The 13,485-nt window shown below is 60.7% G+C and carries 13 protein-coding genes; 3 read left to right on the top strand and 10 right to left on the bottom strand.

Going from position 1 to position 13,485, the window contains the following annotated elements; translation table 11 throughout:
* Positions 1 to 435 precede the first annotated feature (435 nt).
* The 10 genes from tolB to secA all read right to left on the bottom strand — a co-directional run bounded on the left by tolB (position 436) and on the right by secA (position 10,234).
* Positions 436 to 1,800 (bottom strand): Tol-Pal system beta propeller repeat protein TolB, encoded by a 1,365-nt coding sequence (gene tolB, locus KP699_RS06860; protein WP_025829537.1) that lies wholly within the window; start codon positions 1,798 to 1,800, stop codon positions 436 to 438.
* 23 nt (positions 1,801 to 1,823) lie between these two features.
* Positions 1,824 to 2,819, bottom strand: coding sequence for an energy transducer TonB (locus KP699_RS06855; protein WP_215762077.1), 996 nt, complete (start codon positions 2,817 to 2,819; stop codon positions 1,824 to 1,826).
* Between the two features lie 37 nt (positions 2,820 to 2,856).
* A complete protein-coding gene (gene tolR / locus KP699_RS06850; protein WP_025827084.1) occupies positions 2,857 to 3,288 on the bottom strand; it encodes a protein TolR in 432 nt (143 codons plus the stop codon).
* A gap of 3 nt (positions 3,289 to 3,291) precedes the next feature.
* Positions 3,292 to 4,011, bottom strand: coding sequence for a protein TolQ (tolQ, locus tag KP699_RS06845; protein ID WP_025827086.1), 720 nt, complete (start codon positions 4,009 to 4,011; stop codon positions 3,292 to 3,294).
* 118 nt (positions 4,012 to 4,129) lie between these two features.
* Positions 4,130 to 4,543, bottom strand: coding sequence for a tol-pal system-associated acyl-CoA thioesterase (gene ybgC / locus KP699_RS06840; protein WP_025827088.1), 414 nt, complete (start codon positions 4,541 to 4,543; stop codon positions 4,130 to 4,132).
* Entirely contained in the window at positions 4,540 to 5,616 is a 1,077-nt protein-coding gene (gene ruvB / locus KP699_RS06835; RefSeq protein ID WP_212375742.1) for a Holliday junction branch migration DNA helicase RuvB, read from the bottom strand. Before ruvB ends, ybgC begins: the two co-directional genes overlap by 4 nt.
* Complete coding sequence (gene ruvA / locus KP699_RS06830) at positions 5,613 to 6,221, bottom strand: Holliday junction branch migration protein RuvA (protein ID WP_077930825.1); 609 nt, start codon at positions 6,219 to 6,221, stop codon at positions 5,613 to 5,615. Before ruvA ends, ruvB begins: the two co-directional genes overlap by 4 nt.
* A complete protein-coding gene (gene ruvC / locus KP699_RS06825) occupies positions 6,218 to 6,724 on the bottom strand; it encodes a crossover junction endodeoxyribonuclease RuvC (RefSeq protein WP_025827090.1) in 507 nt (168 codons plus the stop codon). Before ruvC ends, ruvA begins: the two co-directional genes overlap by 4 nt.
* Before the next feature lie 2 nt (positions 6,725 to 6,726).
* Positions 6,727 to 7,476, bottom strand: coding sequence for a YebC/PmpR family DNA-binding transcriptional regulator (locus KP699_RS06820; protein ID WP_077930823.1), 750 nt, complete (start codon positions 7,474 to 7,476; stop codon positions 6,727 to 6,729).
* A 34-nt stretch (positions 7,477 to 7,510) separates the two neighbouring features.
* A complete protein-coding gene (gene secA, locus KP699_RS06815; protein ID WP_215762076.1) occupies positions 7,511 to 10,234 on the bottom strand; it encodes a preprotein translocase subunit SecA in 2,724 nt (907 codons plus the stop codon).
* 236 nt (positions 10,235 to 10,470) lie between these two features.
* Between secA and KP699_RS06810 the strand changes: the two genes are divergently transcribed.
* The 3 genes from KP699_RS06810 to KP699_RS06800 all read left to right on the top strand — a co-directional run bounded on the left by KP699_RS06810 (position 10,471) and on the right by KP699_RS06800 (position 13,392).
* Positions 10,471 to 11,409 carry a peptidylprolyl isomerase gene (locus KP699_RS06810; RefSeq protein WP_086656307.1) on the top strand — a complete coding sequence of 313 codons (939 nt, stop codon included), beginning with the start codon at positions 10,471 to 10,473 and terminating at the stop codon, positions 11,407 to 11,409.
* A 73-nt stretch (positions 11,410 to 11,482) separates the two neighbouring features.
* The gene (gene argJ, locus KP699_RS06805) at positions 11,483 to 12,727 is read left to right on the top strand and encodes a bifunctional glutamate N-acetyltransferase/amino-acid acetyltransferase ArgJ (RefSeq protein WP_215762075.1); all 1,245 of its coding nucleotides are present in this window, start codon (positions 11,483 to 11,485) and stop codon (positions 12,725 to 12,727) included.
* Positions 12,728 to 12,750: 23 nt separating this feature from the next.
* Positions 12,751 to 13,392 (top strand): RDD family protein, encoded by a 642-nt coding sequence (locus KP699_RS06800; protein ID WP_212375731.1) that lies wholly within the window; start codon positions 12,751 to 12,753, stop codon positions 13,390 to 13,392.
* Positions 13,393 to 13,485 lie beyond the last annotated feature (93 nt).

Raw genomic sequence — 13,485 nt, 5'->3', positions numbered from 1 at the left:
GACGCATTCGCTCCGATTTTTATTCTTCTGCCTTACTTTTGCTTTATTAAGAAAAAAGCGAAAATCATGCTCGTAAAAGACCACATCCTCACTCTTTTTTGTGGTTACTCTGGAACAGCGTCCATTAAAAAACCATAAAGATGCCGTTCAGAACCATCTCAACGCCCGCCGCCCTGCTTTCCGACTCGGGGAAAGTCTTCATTTTCCAGAGGCAACGCGGCCCACAAATACCAATAGTTGTATCCCCTGTGCCGCAAACCTGAAGTGTCAGACCGGAAAGAACAAAATCCGGACCGCTTCTAACACAGAACAACATCTGGCCTCAGCGCAGCCTTTCCCCTTCTTTCAAAAAATCAAAGGCAAGTATTCTTGGAACTGTAAAAAAAGCCCCGGACTTCCGCCCGGGGCTTCGCCCTGTTTTATGACAAAACAGACTTATCCGTTCAGCGGAGACCATGCCGGATCAGACGCCTGCCCCGGCGTATGCAGGGCGCGATCATTAAACCCGGTGATATCCACCATGCCGATTGAAGAAGCGAAGCCCGCGCCCCCTGCTCCGGCACGGCTCTGGCGGCAATAAGCCAGCACACGACCGTTGGGGCAGAAGCTCGGGCTTTCCACCGTAAAGCCTTCTGTCATGATGCGCTCACCCGTTCCGTCAGGGTTCATGACACCCAGAGAAAAGCTGCCATTGGCAATACGGGTAAAGGCGATCAGATCCCCGCGCGGAGACCACACGGGAGAGCCATAGGTACCATGCCCGTAGGAAATGCGCCGGGCCCCGCCACCGGACGCGCTCATGATGTAAAGCTGCGGGCTGCCGCCACGGTCGGAGTTGAAGACGATCTGAGAGCCATCCGGGCTGTAGCACGGGCTGGTATCAATCGCGCCGGAAGAGGTGATCTGGCGGCGGGAGCCGGAGCCCAGATCCACCACAAACAGGTCAGACCCGCCATTGCGCGTCACGGACAGCACAACGGAGCGCCCGTCCGGGGCAAAACGCGGCGCGAAGGAAATCCCGGCGAACTCACCCAGAATCTGCTGGCGGCCACTCCCCAGATCAAACAGATACACGCGCGGACGGTTGTTGGCGTAGGACATGAACGCCACTTGATCCTTCACCGGGCTAAAGCGCGGTGTGAGGGTCAGCCATTTGCCTGCCGTCAGCATGCGGCTGTTCGCACCGTCCTGATCCATAATGGCCAGACGGGTTGCCTGATGCGCCCGTGCGCCGGAGCGGGAGATAAAGGCGATACGGGTATCGAAATAGCCTTTTTCACCCAGCATCCGTTCGTAAATGACATCGCCCACAATATGCGCAATCCGCCGCCAGTTGGCGGAGGTGGTGGTGTAGGCCGTGCCCTGAATCTGCTGGCTGGTCAGCACATCCCACAGGCGCATTTCCACCCGCACGGACCCGCTGCCGGTAACGCTGCCTGTAACCAGTGCCCGCGCCCCCAGAGATTTGGCGGCTGCAAAATCGGGGCTGCCAGACCCGGCACCGCCGGGAATAACCTTGAAGAGGCCGGTATTGGTCAGGTCGTTCGTCAGCACTTCCGCAATCTGGGCCCCCAGACCGCCGCCAAAATTCGGCAGTATAATGGGGATAGGGGCCGTGCGGGCCTGATCAACCGTAATTTCCGCTTCCGGGGCCGCAGCCGTTGCGGCCATGCCGGGCAGCGGAGTCATCAGCAGGCCACCGGCGGCCACGCTGGCCCCCATCAGTGTGCGGCGCCCGAGGGCCGCAACCAGTGTGTCGGCGTCCTGATCAGAAATAAGCGGTCGTGTACTCGTAAGCATCAGTTTTCCTCCAGGTGGCCTGATCAAGGCCTGAACACAAATTTCAACTGCCGGGTCTGGCCCAGAAGGTTTTTGGGGATAGGCAGCTTGGAACAGGTGGGGCTGAGCACAGCCGCCCGCGCCCGTTCCGCCAGCGCCCGGTATGAGGAGTCTGCATTCATCTGCGCCTGCGTCTGCGGGGCAAACTGTACAATACGGGCCTCACCCGTAGCATCCACCGTCACAATCAGGTGCGCGACAAAAGTGGCATAATTTTTGGCAGCCGTATCTTCCGTATAGCACCGGCGCACAGCCCCGCCGATGGCCTTCTGCTCACCGGCGGAAAGGCTGCGCGTAATATCCCCGTCCGGTGAGCCGCCACCATTGGGCGCGCCGCCCTGTACAGGGTTTGCCTTTGCCTTGGGCGCATGCGTCTGCTTGGTGTCGGACCGGAAGGAATCCAGCGTCTCCATCAGAGAATGCGAATCTTCCTGCGTCTTCTTCGCCTTGTTGGGCTGCGTGATGTGTGACGGCGTTGGCGTATCCGGCAGCGTATCCGCAGGCTCCGTGACCGGAGATGGCGGCGCGACACTCGGCGTCGTCTTGGGTGGCGTGGGCGGAGACGGCGGCGTTTTCACCACGTCAGGAGACGGTTCCTCCGCTTTGGGCGGCACAGGCGTATCCGGCAGCTTTTCAGCCTCCGGCGCAGGCGGTGGAGGCACCGGCTGGGGCGGAGGGGGCGGCGGAGGCGCTTCCTCATTCGGGGCGGCCTTCGGCGGCTCCGGAGCGGGAGGGGCCTCATTCGGCACAGGGGCCGGAGCGGGTGCGGGCTTGGGGGAAGGCTGGCTGGCTTTGGCCGGAGATCCACCGGAATCTTCCGGGGCCTCAAACTGCATTTCCACCACCGGAGGAGGTTCTTCCTCCGGTTTAGGTGGCGGCAGAGAAATCAGCAGGGCCAGCAGGAACGCGATATGCGCTCCACCGGACAGATAGAGGCAACGCCTCAGCACAGTCTGTTCGGAACGGCGTGGCCGAACCATGAATTTTCTCCGCCTTCTCTGCGCTGGAGAGAATGAGTTAGTGGCCGCTGCTGGCGGGTTGTTGCGCCAGCAATGCCACATGAGTAAAGCCGCCTTCTGTCACCTGCCCCATAACCTGCATCACACGGCCATAATCAATATGGGCATCACCGCGCACAAAAATGCGGTGGGACGGGTCATTGTTGGAAGCAGCTTTAAGCTGGGCAACAAGCTGTTCGGGCGAGACCTCGGAATCTCCCAGATACAGGCTGCCATCCGCGCGAATGGACACGGTGATGGGCTTTGTATCCGAATTGACAGGCTTGGCGTCTGTCTTAGGCAGATCCACGTTTACGCCGCTGGTCAGCATGGGGGATGTGACCATGAAGATAATCAGCAGAACCAGCATGACGTCCACCATCGGCGTCACGTTGATCTCGGCCATCGGGCGCCTGCGGCGGCGCCCGCTCCCTCCGGACGGCATGCCCATGGTTCAGGCCCTTTCTTCGGACTGGCGGGACAGAATGGCCGCAAACTCGGTGCCAAAGCCCTCCAGCCGGTCCTGGAACAGGTCCAGACTGTTGCTGATCACGTTATAGGCCACATAAGACGGCACAGCCGTCAGCAGGCCAATGGCGGTTGCAAACAGCGCTTCAGAAATACCGGGCGCCACAACGCTCAGATTGGTGTTGTGCATGGCCGCAATGGCGCTGAAGGAGTGCATGATGCCCCAGACGGTACCAAACAGACCCACAAACGGGGCCACCGGGCCAACTGTTGCCAGAAACACCACCCAGCGACGCAGGCGGTCCATTTCCCGCGTGACCGTAATGCCAATGGCGCGGTCCACACGTTCCTTCACGCCACCGCGCACCAGATCCACACCGGGGATACGGGCAGACCGGCGCCATTCCCCCATGGCAGCGCCAAAAACGGCGGCCAGCGGATGCACCGGCTTGGCGCCATCGCTCTCGTACAGATCATCCAGACTGCCGCCGGACCAGAAGCGGTCCTCAAAGGCGGAGGCCTGTTTGTTGATCCGCCGCAGCGTCACAATTTTATCAAAAATAATGGCCCAGACCATCACACTACAGAACACCAGTCCAAGCATGACCAGTTTGACCATCAGCGAGGCATTCATAAACAAGCCCCACACCGACAGGTCTCCCGCCGCTGCTACGCCGAGATTTGCCGCGTCAACCGCACGATCCAAAAACGCCTCCTGCCTCTAGCACCCGTCCCGGGTCACCTGCCTGCGACTCGGGCTTTGCTCCACGCATCCCGGTCGTGCCGTTTTTTACTGTCTTCCGCGCAAAAGCAGAAGAGGCCGTCTAGACCTCAGCCGCAAGTCCTCGCAAAAGATCACGCCATAATGGCGGGAATCGGGCAGGACGACCATCTTCTGCCCGCACACAGGCCAGTCTGACATCCACACGGGCACAAAAAACGTCCCCGCGCGTAAAAATCTGTTCCAGACGGCAGCTTGCCGCCCCTTCTTCCAGCAGGCGGGTGGTAATGGTCACCACATCATCCAGCCGGAGCGGCACGCGGTAGTTCAGGGTTGCGTCATGCACAACAAACACCAGCCCGTAATCGCTCAGCAGGGAGGCTGCGGGCATCCCGAGGCTGCGGATGGCTTCCGTTCTGGCCCGCTCGGCAAACGCCAGATAACGGGCATGGTACACAATGCCCCCGGCGTCCGTATCCTCATAATAAATGCGGAAATCTATGGCGTGTGTTGTCATGTGCCGTCCTCTTCGTCAGGCAAAAGGTCCATCTGGGCGGAGCGTGGCTCATCGGGTTGCGCAGGCGGCGTCAGCCCGAGGTGACGCCAGCCGCGTTCCCCCAGCACGCGCCCCCGGCTGGTACGCAGGACCAGCCCTTCCTGAATCAGATATGGCTCAATAACATCTTCCAGCGTATCGCGCGCTTCCGCCAGAGCGGCGGCAAGAGTTTCCACTCCTACCGGGCCGCCATGATGATATTCCGCAATACGGCGCAGATAGCGCCTGTCCATGGCGTCCAGCCCCAGTGCATCCACTTCCAGACGGCTCAGGGCGGCATCCGCCACATCTCGGCTGACGGGCGCCCCGCCGGGAGCAATGACAGCCGCAAAATCCCGCACCCGGCGCAGCAGACGGCCCGCAATACGGGGCGTGCCGCGTGAGCGACGGGCAATTTCCTCAGCACCGGCCTCGGTCAGGTTAAAGCCGAGCTTCTCTGCCCCCCGCGCCACAATGGCCCGCAGTTCCTCCGGCGTGTAGAACACCAGCCGCAGCGGAATCCCAAACCGGTCCCGCAGAGGGGTGGCCAGCAGACCGGCGCGGGTTGTGGCCGCCACAAGGGTAAAGGGGGGTAGGTCAATCCGCACGGACCGCGCCGCCGGGCCTTCCCCAATAATCAGATCAAGCTGGAAATCCTCCATTGCCGGATAGAGAATTTCCTCAATGGCGGGCTGGAGACGGTGGATTTCATCAATAAACAGCACATCACGCGGCTGAAGATTGGTGAGAATGGCCGCAAGATCCCCCGCCCGCTGGATCACCGGCCCGGATGTGGCCCGAAACCCCACCCCCAGTTCGCGCGAGACAATCTGCGCCAGCGTGGTTTTGCCCAGACCCGGCGGCCCGTGCAGCAGCACATGGTCCAGCGCCTCACCGCGCTGGCGGGCTGCGGCGATAAAAATCGATAAGTTTTCCCGGCTGGCTTTCTGCCCGGTAAAATCGGCCAGCGTTTGCGGGCGGAGAGAGGCTTCCCCTCCATCCTCATCTCGGCGGGCGGCGTCAATCTCCCGCTCCGGGGTAAACGCGCCGCTCATCGGGCCAGAGCTTTCAGACTATCCCGCAGCACGGAATCCAGAGAGGCGTCAGGCCCCTGCTCGTCCAGCAGCCGCCGGATCACGGGAGCGGCCTCCGAGCGACGGAAACCCAGCCCCGCCAGCGCCAGCAGCGCATCGGCCTCAATCCCGCCACCGGGTGTGGCACTGGCAGGCACCACAATTCCCCCGCCGCCACCGGGCATTTTGCCCGCCCGGTCCCGCAGTTCCGTCAGAATACGTTCAGCCAGACGACCACCCACACCGGGCGCGCGGGTCAGCGTCGCTTTGTCGGATGTTGTCAGGGCTGCGACCAGTTCCCCCGGTGAGAGGGTGGACAACATACCCAGCGCCACTTTTGCGCCCACACCCTGCACGCTTGTCAGCAGGCGGAACCATTCGCGTTCCGCGCTTTCCGCAAAGCCGTAGAGCAGAATAGCATCTTCCCGCACCACGGTTTCAATCAGAACGCGGGCTTTTTCAGGCGGGTTTGGCAAAGCGGCCAGCGTGCGCGTGGACGCCGCCACCAGATAACCGACGCCATTCACGTCGATCACGCAGCTCCCCAGCTCCATCTGAATGACCAGTCCGCTCAGAAACGCAATCATGCCATTCTTACCCCGGCTGCAATATGGCGGGCGCTGGCCCGGTGGTGTGCATGGCAAATCGCAATTGCCAGTGCATCTGACGCATCGGCCCGTGCCACCTTAACCCCCGGCAGGAGGCGGCGCACCATCATTTCAACCTGATCCTTATCGGCAGAGCCGGTGCCAACAACAGCTTTCTTGACCGCCAGCGCGCCATATTCCGCAACATGCAGCCCGGCAAGAGCCGGGGCCAGCAAGGCAACGCCACGCGCATAACCCAGCTTGAGCGTCGCTGTGCCGTTGCGGTTGACGTACGTTTCCTCCACCGCGGCTTCCGCCGGGCTGAGGCGATCAATCAGGAGTGTGAGATTTTCATGCAGGACTTTCAGCCGGTCTGGCACGCTGTCCGCACTGTTGGTTGCAATCACGCCGTTTTCAACGTGACGCAACCGGTTGCCCTCAACATCAATCACACCCCAGCCTGTAAAGCGCAGGCCGGGGTCAATGCCGAGCAGGCGTACCACTGTCAGGCTGACAGCTTTTCGGCAAGCTCGTCGGACAGATCAAAGTTGGCATAGACGTTCTGCACGTCGTCATGATCTTCCAGCACGTCCAGCAGCTTGAACAGGGTGCGGGCCTTTTCTTCATCAAGGCTGACGGTGTTTTCCGGGCGCCAGTCCAGCTTGGCGCTTTCCGGTTCACCAAAGCGAGTTTCCAGAGAATCCCGCACCGTGAAGAAGGCTTCCACCTCGCAGGTGATTTCATGCGCTGTCTCGGTAGAGACCGCATTTTCCGCCCCGGCTTCAATCGCGGCTTCCAGCATATCGTCTTCAGACGCCACGGAAAGCGGATACGTGATCACGCCGAGACGACGGAACATGAAGGACACGGAATTGGTTTCCCCCAGAGACCCGCCATATTTGGAGAAAGCGGCCCGCACGTCAGACGCGGTGCGGTTGCGGTTGTCGGTCAGACCTTCCACAATTACCGCCACGCCAGCCGGGCCGTAGCCTTCATACCGCACTTCAATATAGTCATCACCCGCCGCAGCGCCGGAGGCCTTTTTGATGGCGCGGTCAATGGTGTCCTTGGGCATGTTGACATCACGGGCCGCCGTCATGGCGGACCGCAGGCGCGGGTTGGCGGCCGGGTCAGGCAGGCCGGAGCGTGCGGCAACCGTCAGTTCGCGGATAATCTTGGCAAACTGCTTGGCCCGCTTGGCGTCCTGCGCGCCTTTGCGATGCATAATGTTCTTAAATTGGGAATGACCCGCCATCTTCTCTTACCCTGTCCGTCGGCCCCGGCGCGTCTTAAACCAGACGGCCGTGGCAATGCTTGTATTTATTCCCTGACCCGCACGGGCACGGTGCGTTGCGCGGTGTTTCCCCCCAGCTTGAAGGGTCATCCGGCATAATGGCGCTTCCCCCGATGGGTGTTGCCATAGCCGGTGCGGCTCCGGGGGAAAGACCGGGGCCGGGTTCAGATGCAAAGCCCGGAATTTCCGGGCTGGCATGGATTTCAGCCGTGTTGGCAAACGGGTCCACGCTTTCCTGCGGTGCCACTTCAACCCGCGCCATCAGAGAGACAACACGCTCACGCATTTCTTCCAGCATGATGGTGAAGAGCTGGAAAGCCTCATGCTTATATTCGTTCAGCGGGTCTTTCTGGCCATAAGCCCGCAGGCCAATCCCCTGACGCAACTGGTCCAGCGCATGCAGATGCTCTTTCCAGACGCCGTCATAGGTGGTCATCAGCACCTGTTTTTCAATAAAGCGCATCAGATCCGGGCCAAGGTTGGCAGCACGGGCAGCCTGCGCCTGTGTAGCGGCCTGACTGATCCGGTTGGCCACTTCCTCAGCGTCCATTCCGTCTTCTTTCGCCCAGTCCGCAATCGGCAGATCCAGCGCCAGAGACTCCTGAACAGCCTTGGTCAGTCCTTCAACATTCCACTGTTCAGCAAAGGATTTTTCCGGGATATGGCGGGCCACCATGGCGTCCACCACATCTTCCCGCGCTTCATTCACAATACCGGAGACATCTTCCGTCGCCATGTATTCCCGGCGCTGCGCATAGACTTCCTTGCGCTGGTCATTCATCACGTCATCATATTTGAGCGTGTTTTTGCGCATGTCGAAGTTGCGGGCTTCAACCTTTTTCTGCGCCCGTTCCAGCGCCTTGCTCAGCCAGGGATGCACAATGGCTTCCCCTTCCTTCATGCCCATTTTCTGGAACATGCCGCCCATACGGTCAGACCCGAAAATCCGCATCAGGTCATCTTGCAGGGAGATAAAGAAGTGGGAGTTGCCGGGGTCACCCTGACGCCCCGCACGGCCGCGCAACTGGTTATCAATCCGGCGGCTTTCATGCCGCTCGGTGCCAATCACAAACAGGCCGCCCGCAGCTTTGACGATATCATGGTCGCGCGCCACACGGTCCCGGATGGCCTGCTCGGCGGCATCCCGTTCCGGACCCTCTTCCACGCCGCCCAGTTCCTGCGCGATCAGCATTTCCACGTTGCCGCCCAGCTTAATGTCCGTCCCACGGCCTGCCATGTTGGTGGCAATGGTAATGGCGCCGGGGGAACCGGCCTGTGCTACAATCTTCGCTTCCATTTCATGAAAACGGGCGTTCAGCACATTATGGGGAATGCCTTCCTGCTTCAGCAGGTCTGACAGCGCCTCACTTTTTTCAATGGACGTGGTGCCCACCAGAATAGGCTGGCCGCGCTCATGCACCGTGTTGATCAGCTTGACGACCGCCGCGAATTTCTCGGCTTCCGTCAGATAGATTTCGTCGTCTTCGTCCTTACGGGCCACCGGGCGGTTGGTGGGAATTTCCACCACATCCAGCTTGTAGATTTCCGCAAACTCATCGGCCTCGGTCATGGCCGTGCCGGTCATGCCTGAGAGTTTGGGGTAGAGCCGGAAGAAATTCTGGAAGGTGATGGAGGCGAGGGTCTGGTTTTCCTGCTGAACCTCGACATGCTCCTTGGCTTCCAGCGCCTGATGCAGACCATCGGAATAGCGGCGGCCATCCATCATACGGCCGGTGAATTCGTCAATAATGACGACTTTCCCGCCCCTCACGATGTAGTCCACATCCCGTGAGAACAGCGTATGCGCCCGCAGGGACTGCTGCACGTGATGCACCACAGCCACATGATGCAGGTCATACAGCCCGCCTTCATCCAGCACACCTGCGGTACGCAGCAGATCTTCCACCTTATCGGACCCGACATCCGTCAGCACGACGCTGCGGAACTTCTCGTCCTTGTCAAAGGTCGCAGGGTCCTGCACCAGCTGCACGACCACTTCATCCACAGAGCGGTAGAGATCAGAACTGTCTTCCGCCGGGCCGGAGATGATCAGCGGAGTCCGGGCCTCGTCAATCAGGATGGAGTCCACCTCATCCACAATGGCGTGGTAGAAGGGGCGCTGGACCATCTCTTCCAGGCGATATTTCATGTTATCGCGCAGGTAATCGAAGCCGAATTCGTTATTGGTGCCGTAGGTGATGTCGGCGGCGTAGGCTTCCCGCCGGGCTTCATCAGGCATGTTGGGCACGATGGTGCCGGTCGTCAGGCCCAGAAAATGATACAGCCGCCCCATCTCGGCGGCGTCACGCGCTGCGAGATAATCATTCACCGTCACCACATGCACGCCTTTCCCGGCGAGCGCGCTGAGATAAACGGCCAGGGTTGCGACCAGTGTCTTCCCTTCACCCGTGCGCATTTCGGCAATCCTGCCGGAATGCATCACCATGCCGCCAATCAGCTGCACATCAAAGTGGCGCATGCCCAACACACGGCGGGCCGCCTCCCGCGTGACCGCAAAGGCCTCCGGCAGAAGGTCATCCAGCGTGGCACCTTTGGCCAGCCTTTCCCGGAATTCCACGGTTTTGGCGGCCAGAGCAGCGTCATCCAGCGCCTGCATCCGGGGTTCCAGGGCGTTGATTTCCGGCACGCGGCGCTGGAACATCTTGAGCGTCCGGTCATTGGCTGTGCCGAACAGGGCGCGGACGAAGCTTGCGAGCATGAAGACCTTTCCGGAACAATGCGTGCTCTCTCCTGCCTTCACTCCGGAACCAGACCGGCGAAAACATGAGCAGAACATCAGCATGGAGTGGCTCGGCTGCAAAATAGGACCCGGACCCGCTCCGGTCAACCAATCAGCCTTGTTTCTTCCGTTCGGGGTGGTCAGAGGGCTTGCAGGGCAGAATAGGCTCCTTCATAGATGATTGAGCAATTTTCCTTTGTTTAGGGTTTGTCCACATGCGTTTTTCCACCAAGGCCTCAGCTCTTGCAGCCACGGCCCTGATTGCCTCAGCCGTTCTTTCTGCACCCTCTTTTGCTGCTCCGGCTCCCGCAGCAGCTCCGGCACCGCAGGCCGCAGCCCCCGCAGCGCCCCCGGCAGACCCGAAGGCAGTTGTCGCGACAGTCAACGGTGAGAAAATCACGGTTGCGGACGTGCAGGACGCGGTTGGCAACATGCCCGACCAGATGCGCCAGCTCCCCCCCAACGTCATCTACCCGATGCTGATCAACCAGCTGGCGGACCAGAAAGCCATCCAGATTGCCGCCCACAAGGATGGTCTGGAAAAATCTCCTGACGTGAAAAAAGCCATGGATGCCGCTGCCACCAACGCGCTGCAGAACGCCTGGCTCTCCCGCGAGGTGATGCCGCACCTGACCGACGCTGAAGTGCAGGCTTATTACCAGCAGAACTACGCTGGCAAACCGGCTGAGCAGGAAGTGCACGCCCGCCATATTCTGGTGAAAACGGAAGCCGAAGCGCAGGACGTCATCAAAAAGCTCAAGGCGGGTGAAGACTTCGCCAAGCTGGCCGCTCAGGTCTCCACCGATACCGGCAGCGCCAAGCAGAATGGCGGGGACCTCGGCTGGTTCAAAAAAGGGGACATGATCCCGGCATTCTCTGATGCCGCATTCGCCATGAAGAAGGGTGAAATCAGCAGCACCCCGGTCAAGAGCCAGTATGGCTTCCACGTCATTCAGGTTCTGGACACCCGCACGGACCCGATCCCGTCTCTGGATTCCGTCAAGGGCAAGATCCGTCAGGCCCTGATCCAGAAATACGTGCGTGACGCCGTTGCCAAGGCAACCGCCGGTGTGAAAATCGTGCGCTTTGACCCCACAACAGGCAAGCCGCTGCCGGATGCCCCCGCACCCGCAGCAGCCCCTGCAAAAAAATAATTTCTACGTCTGACTGACCAGCCCCCGCCAGCCTGTGCTGGCGGGGTTTGCCGCTTCCAAGGACTTCCGCGTTATGGCGCACGCTCTTCCCGTCTCTCCCCTCGCTCTGCCTCTTCCGGAACTGAAGGAGGTGCGCGGGGTGCGTCTTGGCGCGGCGGAAGCCGGTATTCGTTACAAAGGCCGGACTGACCTCGTTCTGGCCGAATTTGTACCCGGCACCACGGTAGCCGGTGTTTTTACCCGCTCCAAATGCCCCGGTGCCCCGGTTGACTGGTGCCGCGATATCCTCCCCACGGGGGAAGCCCGCGCCCTTGTGGTCAATGCCGGGAACGCCAACGTCTTTACCGGTCGGGCAGGGCGTGAAACCTGTAAAGCCACAGCCGAGGCCACGGCTCTGCTGGCGGGCTGCACCCCGCAGGCCGTCTATCTGGCCTCCACCGGCGTCATTGGGGAAATTCTGCCGCATGAGCGCATGACGGCGGCCCTCCCGGCCCTACATGAGACTCTGTCCGCTACCGGGTGGGAAGCCGCGGCCCGTGGCATCATGACCACGGACACCTTCCCCAAAGCAGCCGTCCGCACCGCAAAACTTAATGGCACGGATGTTCTTATTCAGGGCATTGCCAAAGGCAGCGGCATGGTCGCTCCGGACATGGCCACCATGCTGGCTTTTGTTGCGACCGATGCCGCCCTCCCGGCCCCCGTGCTACAGGCCCTGCTCTCTCAGGGTGTTAAAACAACCTTCAACTGCATCACGGTTGATTCAGACACCTCCACCTCGGACATGGTGCTGCTGTTTGCCACCGGCGCCGCCGGGAATGATGAATTATCCGCCAGCACACAGGCCAATGCGGAAGCCCTGACGGACTTCCGCGAGGCTCTTCAGGGCGTGCTGCATGATCTGGCCCAGCTTGTGATCCGGGACGGAGAAGGCGCCACCAAGCTCATGACCATCAGCGTGAGCGGTGCCGTCTCGGACGACTCCGCATGGCGCATCGCTATGGCGATCGGGAATTCCCCGCTGGTAAAAACCGCCGTCGCGGGGGAAGACGCCAACTGGGGCCGCATTGTCATGGCCGTTGGTAAATGCGGGGAACCCGCGGACCGGGACACGCTTTCCGTTTCCATCGGCGGCGTCTGCATTGCGCGTGACGGCACGGTTGTGCCCGGCTATGATGAAACACCGGTTGTCGCCCACATGAAGGGCCATGAGATCGACATCGCTGTGGATCTTGGCCTTGGGAACGGCACCGCCCGTGCGTGGAGCTGTGACCTGACCCACGGTTACATCGATATCAACGGATCCTACCGGAGCTGATTACGCTTTAAGGAACAGAGCTGATGTCCTCTTCCGCTTTTCCTCCCGGCTGGGGGCAACCATCCGGCACACAGGCCGGGGCTAGCTTTGCCACAGCGGGTGATGGCCGCCCTGTCTGGATTTATGCCGGGTTCTGGTGGCGCGTCTGGGCGTTCCTGATTGACAGCATCATTCTCACAACCGTGGATACCGTGCTGGGCTATTTCATCCTGCCGGACTTCAGGGTGAAGTGGGAGGAACTGCCTGTTCCGGACAGCACCGGCCAGACGGTCGATGTGGTGGATATCGCGCAGCGCGTGCAGCCCGACACCATTTCCGTCCTGATCCCGCATATTCAGGTCGGCAACTGGCACCTGCCGGGCCTGCTGATGGCGCTGGTGCCCGCGCTGTATTTCATCCTGTTTGAATCCTCCCGCTTCCGCGCAACACCGGGCAAGCGGCTCTGCCAGCTTGAAGTCACCACGCTTCAGGGCGACCGGATTTCCATTGGCCGGGCGACTGTGCGTTTCCTGATCAAGGCGCTTATTTCCTTCCCCATCCTCCATATTGGTGTGCTGATGGTGGCCTTTACGCGCCACAAGCAGGGGCTGCATGACCTGATTGCCGGAACGCTGGTCCTGCGTGCAGAAAACAGCCAGATCGTCACGTTCGACCGCCGGATGTAAGCCCCCCGTCTGGCGGCCAGCCCGTCTGCTCCGGGTGCCTCTTGATGCTGCCAGATTTGCCCCTTACCCTTCCTTTTACGCATGGGGCCGTAC

The organism is Acetobacter sp. P1H12_c (assembly GCF_018811975.1).
Classification (GTDB): domain Bacteria; phylum Pseudomonadota; class Alphaproteobacteria; order Acetobacterales; family Acetobacteraceae; genus Acetobacter; species Acetobacter persici.
The sequence above is the reverse complement of the archived record's forward strand: the minus strand, read 5'-3'. Positions and strand labels throughout refer to the sequence as shown.

Excerpts from the sequence above, each read along its gene's own strand:
- tolB (WP_025829537.1), bottom strand. The coding sequence starts at position 1,800 with ATGCTTACGAGTACACGACCGCTTATTTCTGATCAGGACGCCGACACA.
- KP699_RS06855 (WP_215762077.1), bottom strand. The coding sequence starts at position 2,819 with ATGGTTCGGCCACGCCGTTCCGAACAGACTGTGCTGAGGCGTTGCCTC.
- tolR (WP_025827084.1), bottom strand. The coding sequence starts at position 3,288 with ATGGGCATGCCGTCCGGAGGGAGCGGGCGCCGCCGCAGGCGCCCGATG.
- ybgC (WP_025827088.1), bottom strand. The coding sequence starts at position 4,543 with ATGACAACACACGCCATAGATTTCCGCATTTATTATGAGGATACGGAC.
- ruvB (WP_212375742.1), bottom strand. The coding sequence starts at position 5,616 with ATGAGCGGCGCGTTTACCCCGGAGCGGGAGATTGACGCCGCCCGCCGA.
- ruvA (WP_077930825.1), bottom strand. The coding sequence starts at position 6,221 with ATGATTGCGTTTCTGAGCGGACTGGTCATTCAGATGGAGCTGGGGAGC.
- KP699_RS06820 (WP_077930823.1), bottom strand. The coding sequence starts at position 7,476 with ATGGCGGGTCATTCCCAATTTAAGAACATTATGCATCGCAAAGGCGCG.
- secA (WP_215762076.1), bottom strand. The coding sequence starts at position 10,234 with ATGCTCGCAAGCTTCGTCCGCGCCCTGTTCGGCACAGCCAATGACCGG.
- KP699_RS06810 (WP_086656307.1), top strand. The coding sequence starts at position 10,471 with ATGCGTTTTTCCACCAAGGCCTCAGCTCTTGCAGCCACGGCCCTGATT.
- argJ (WP_215762075.1), top strand. The coding sequence starts at position 11,483 with ATGGCGCACGCTCTTCCCGTCTCTCCCCTCGCTCTGCCTCTTCCGGAA.
- KP699_RS06800 (WP_212375731.1), top strand. The coding sequence starts at position 12,751 with ATGTCCTCTTCCGCTTTTCCTCCCGGCTGGGGGCAACCATCCGGCACA.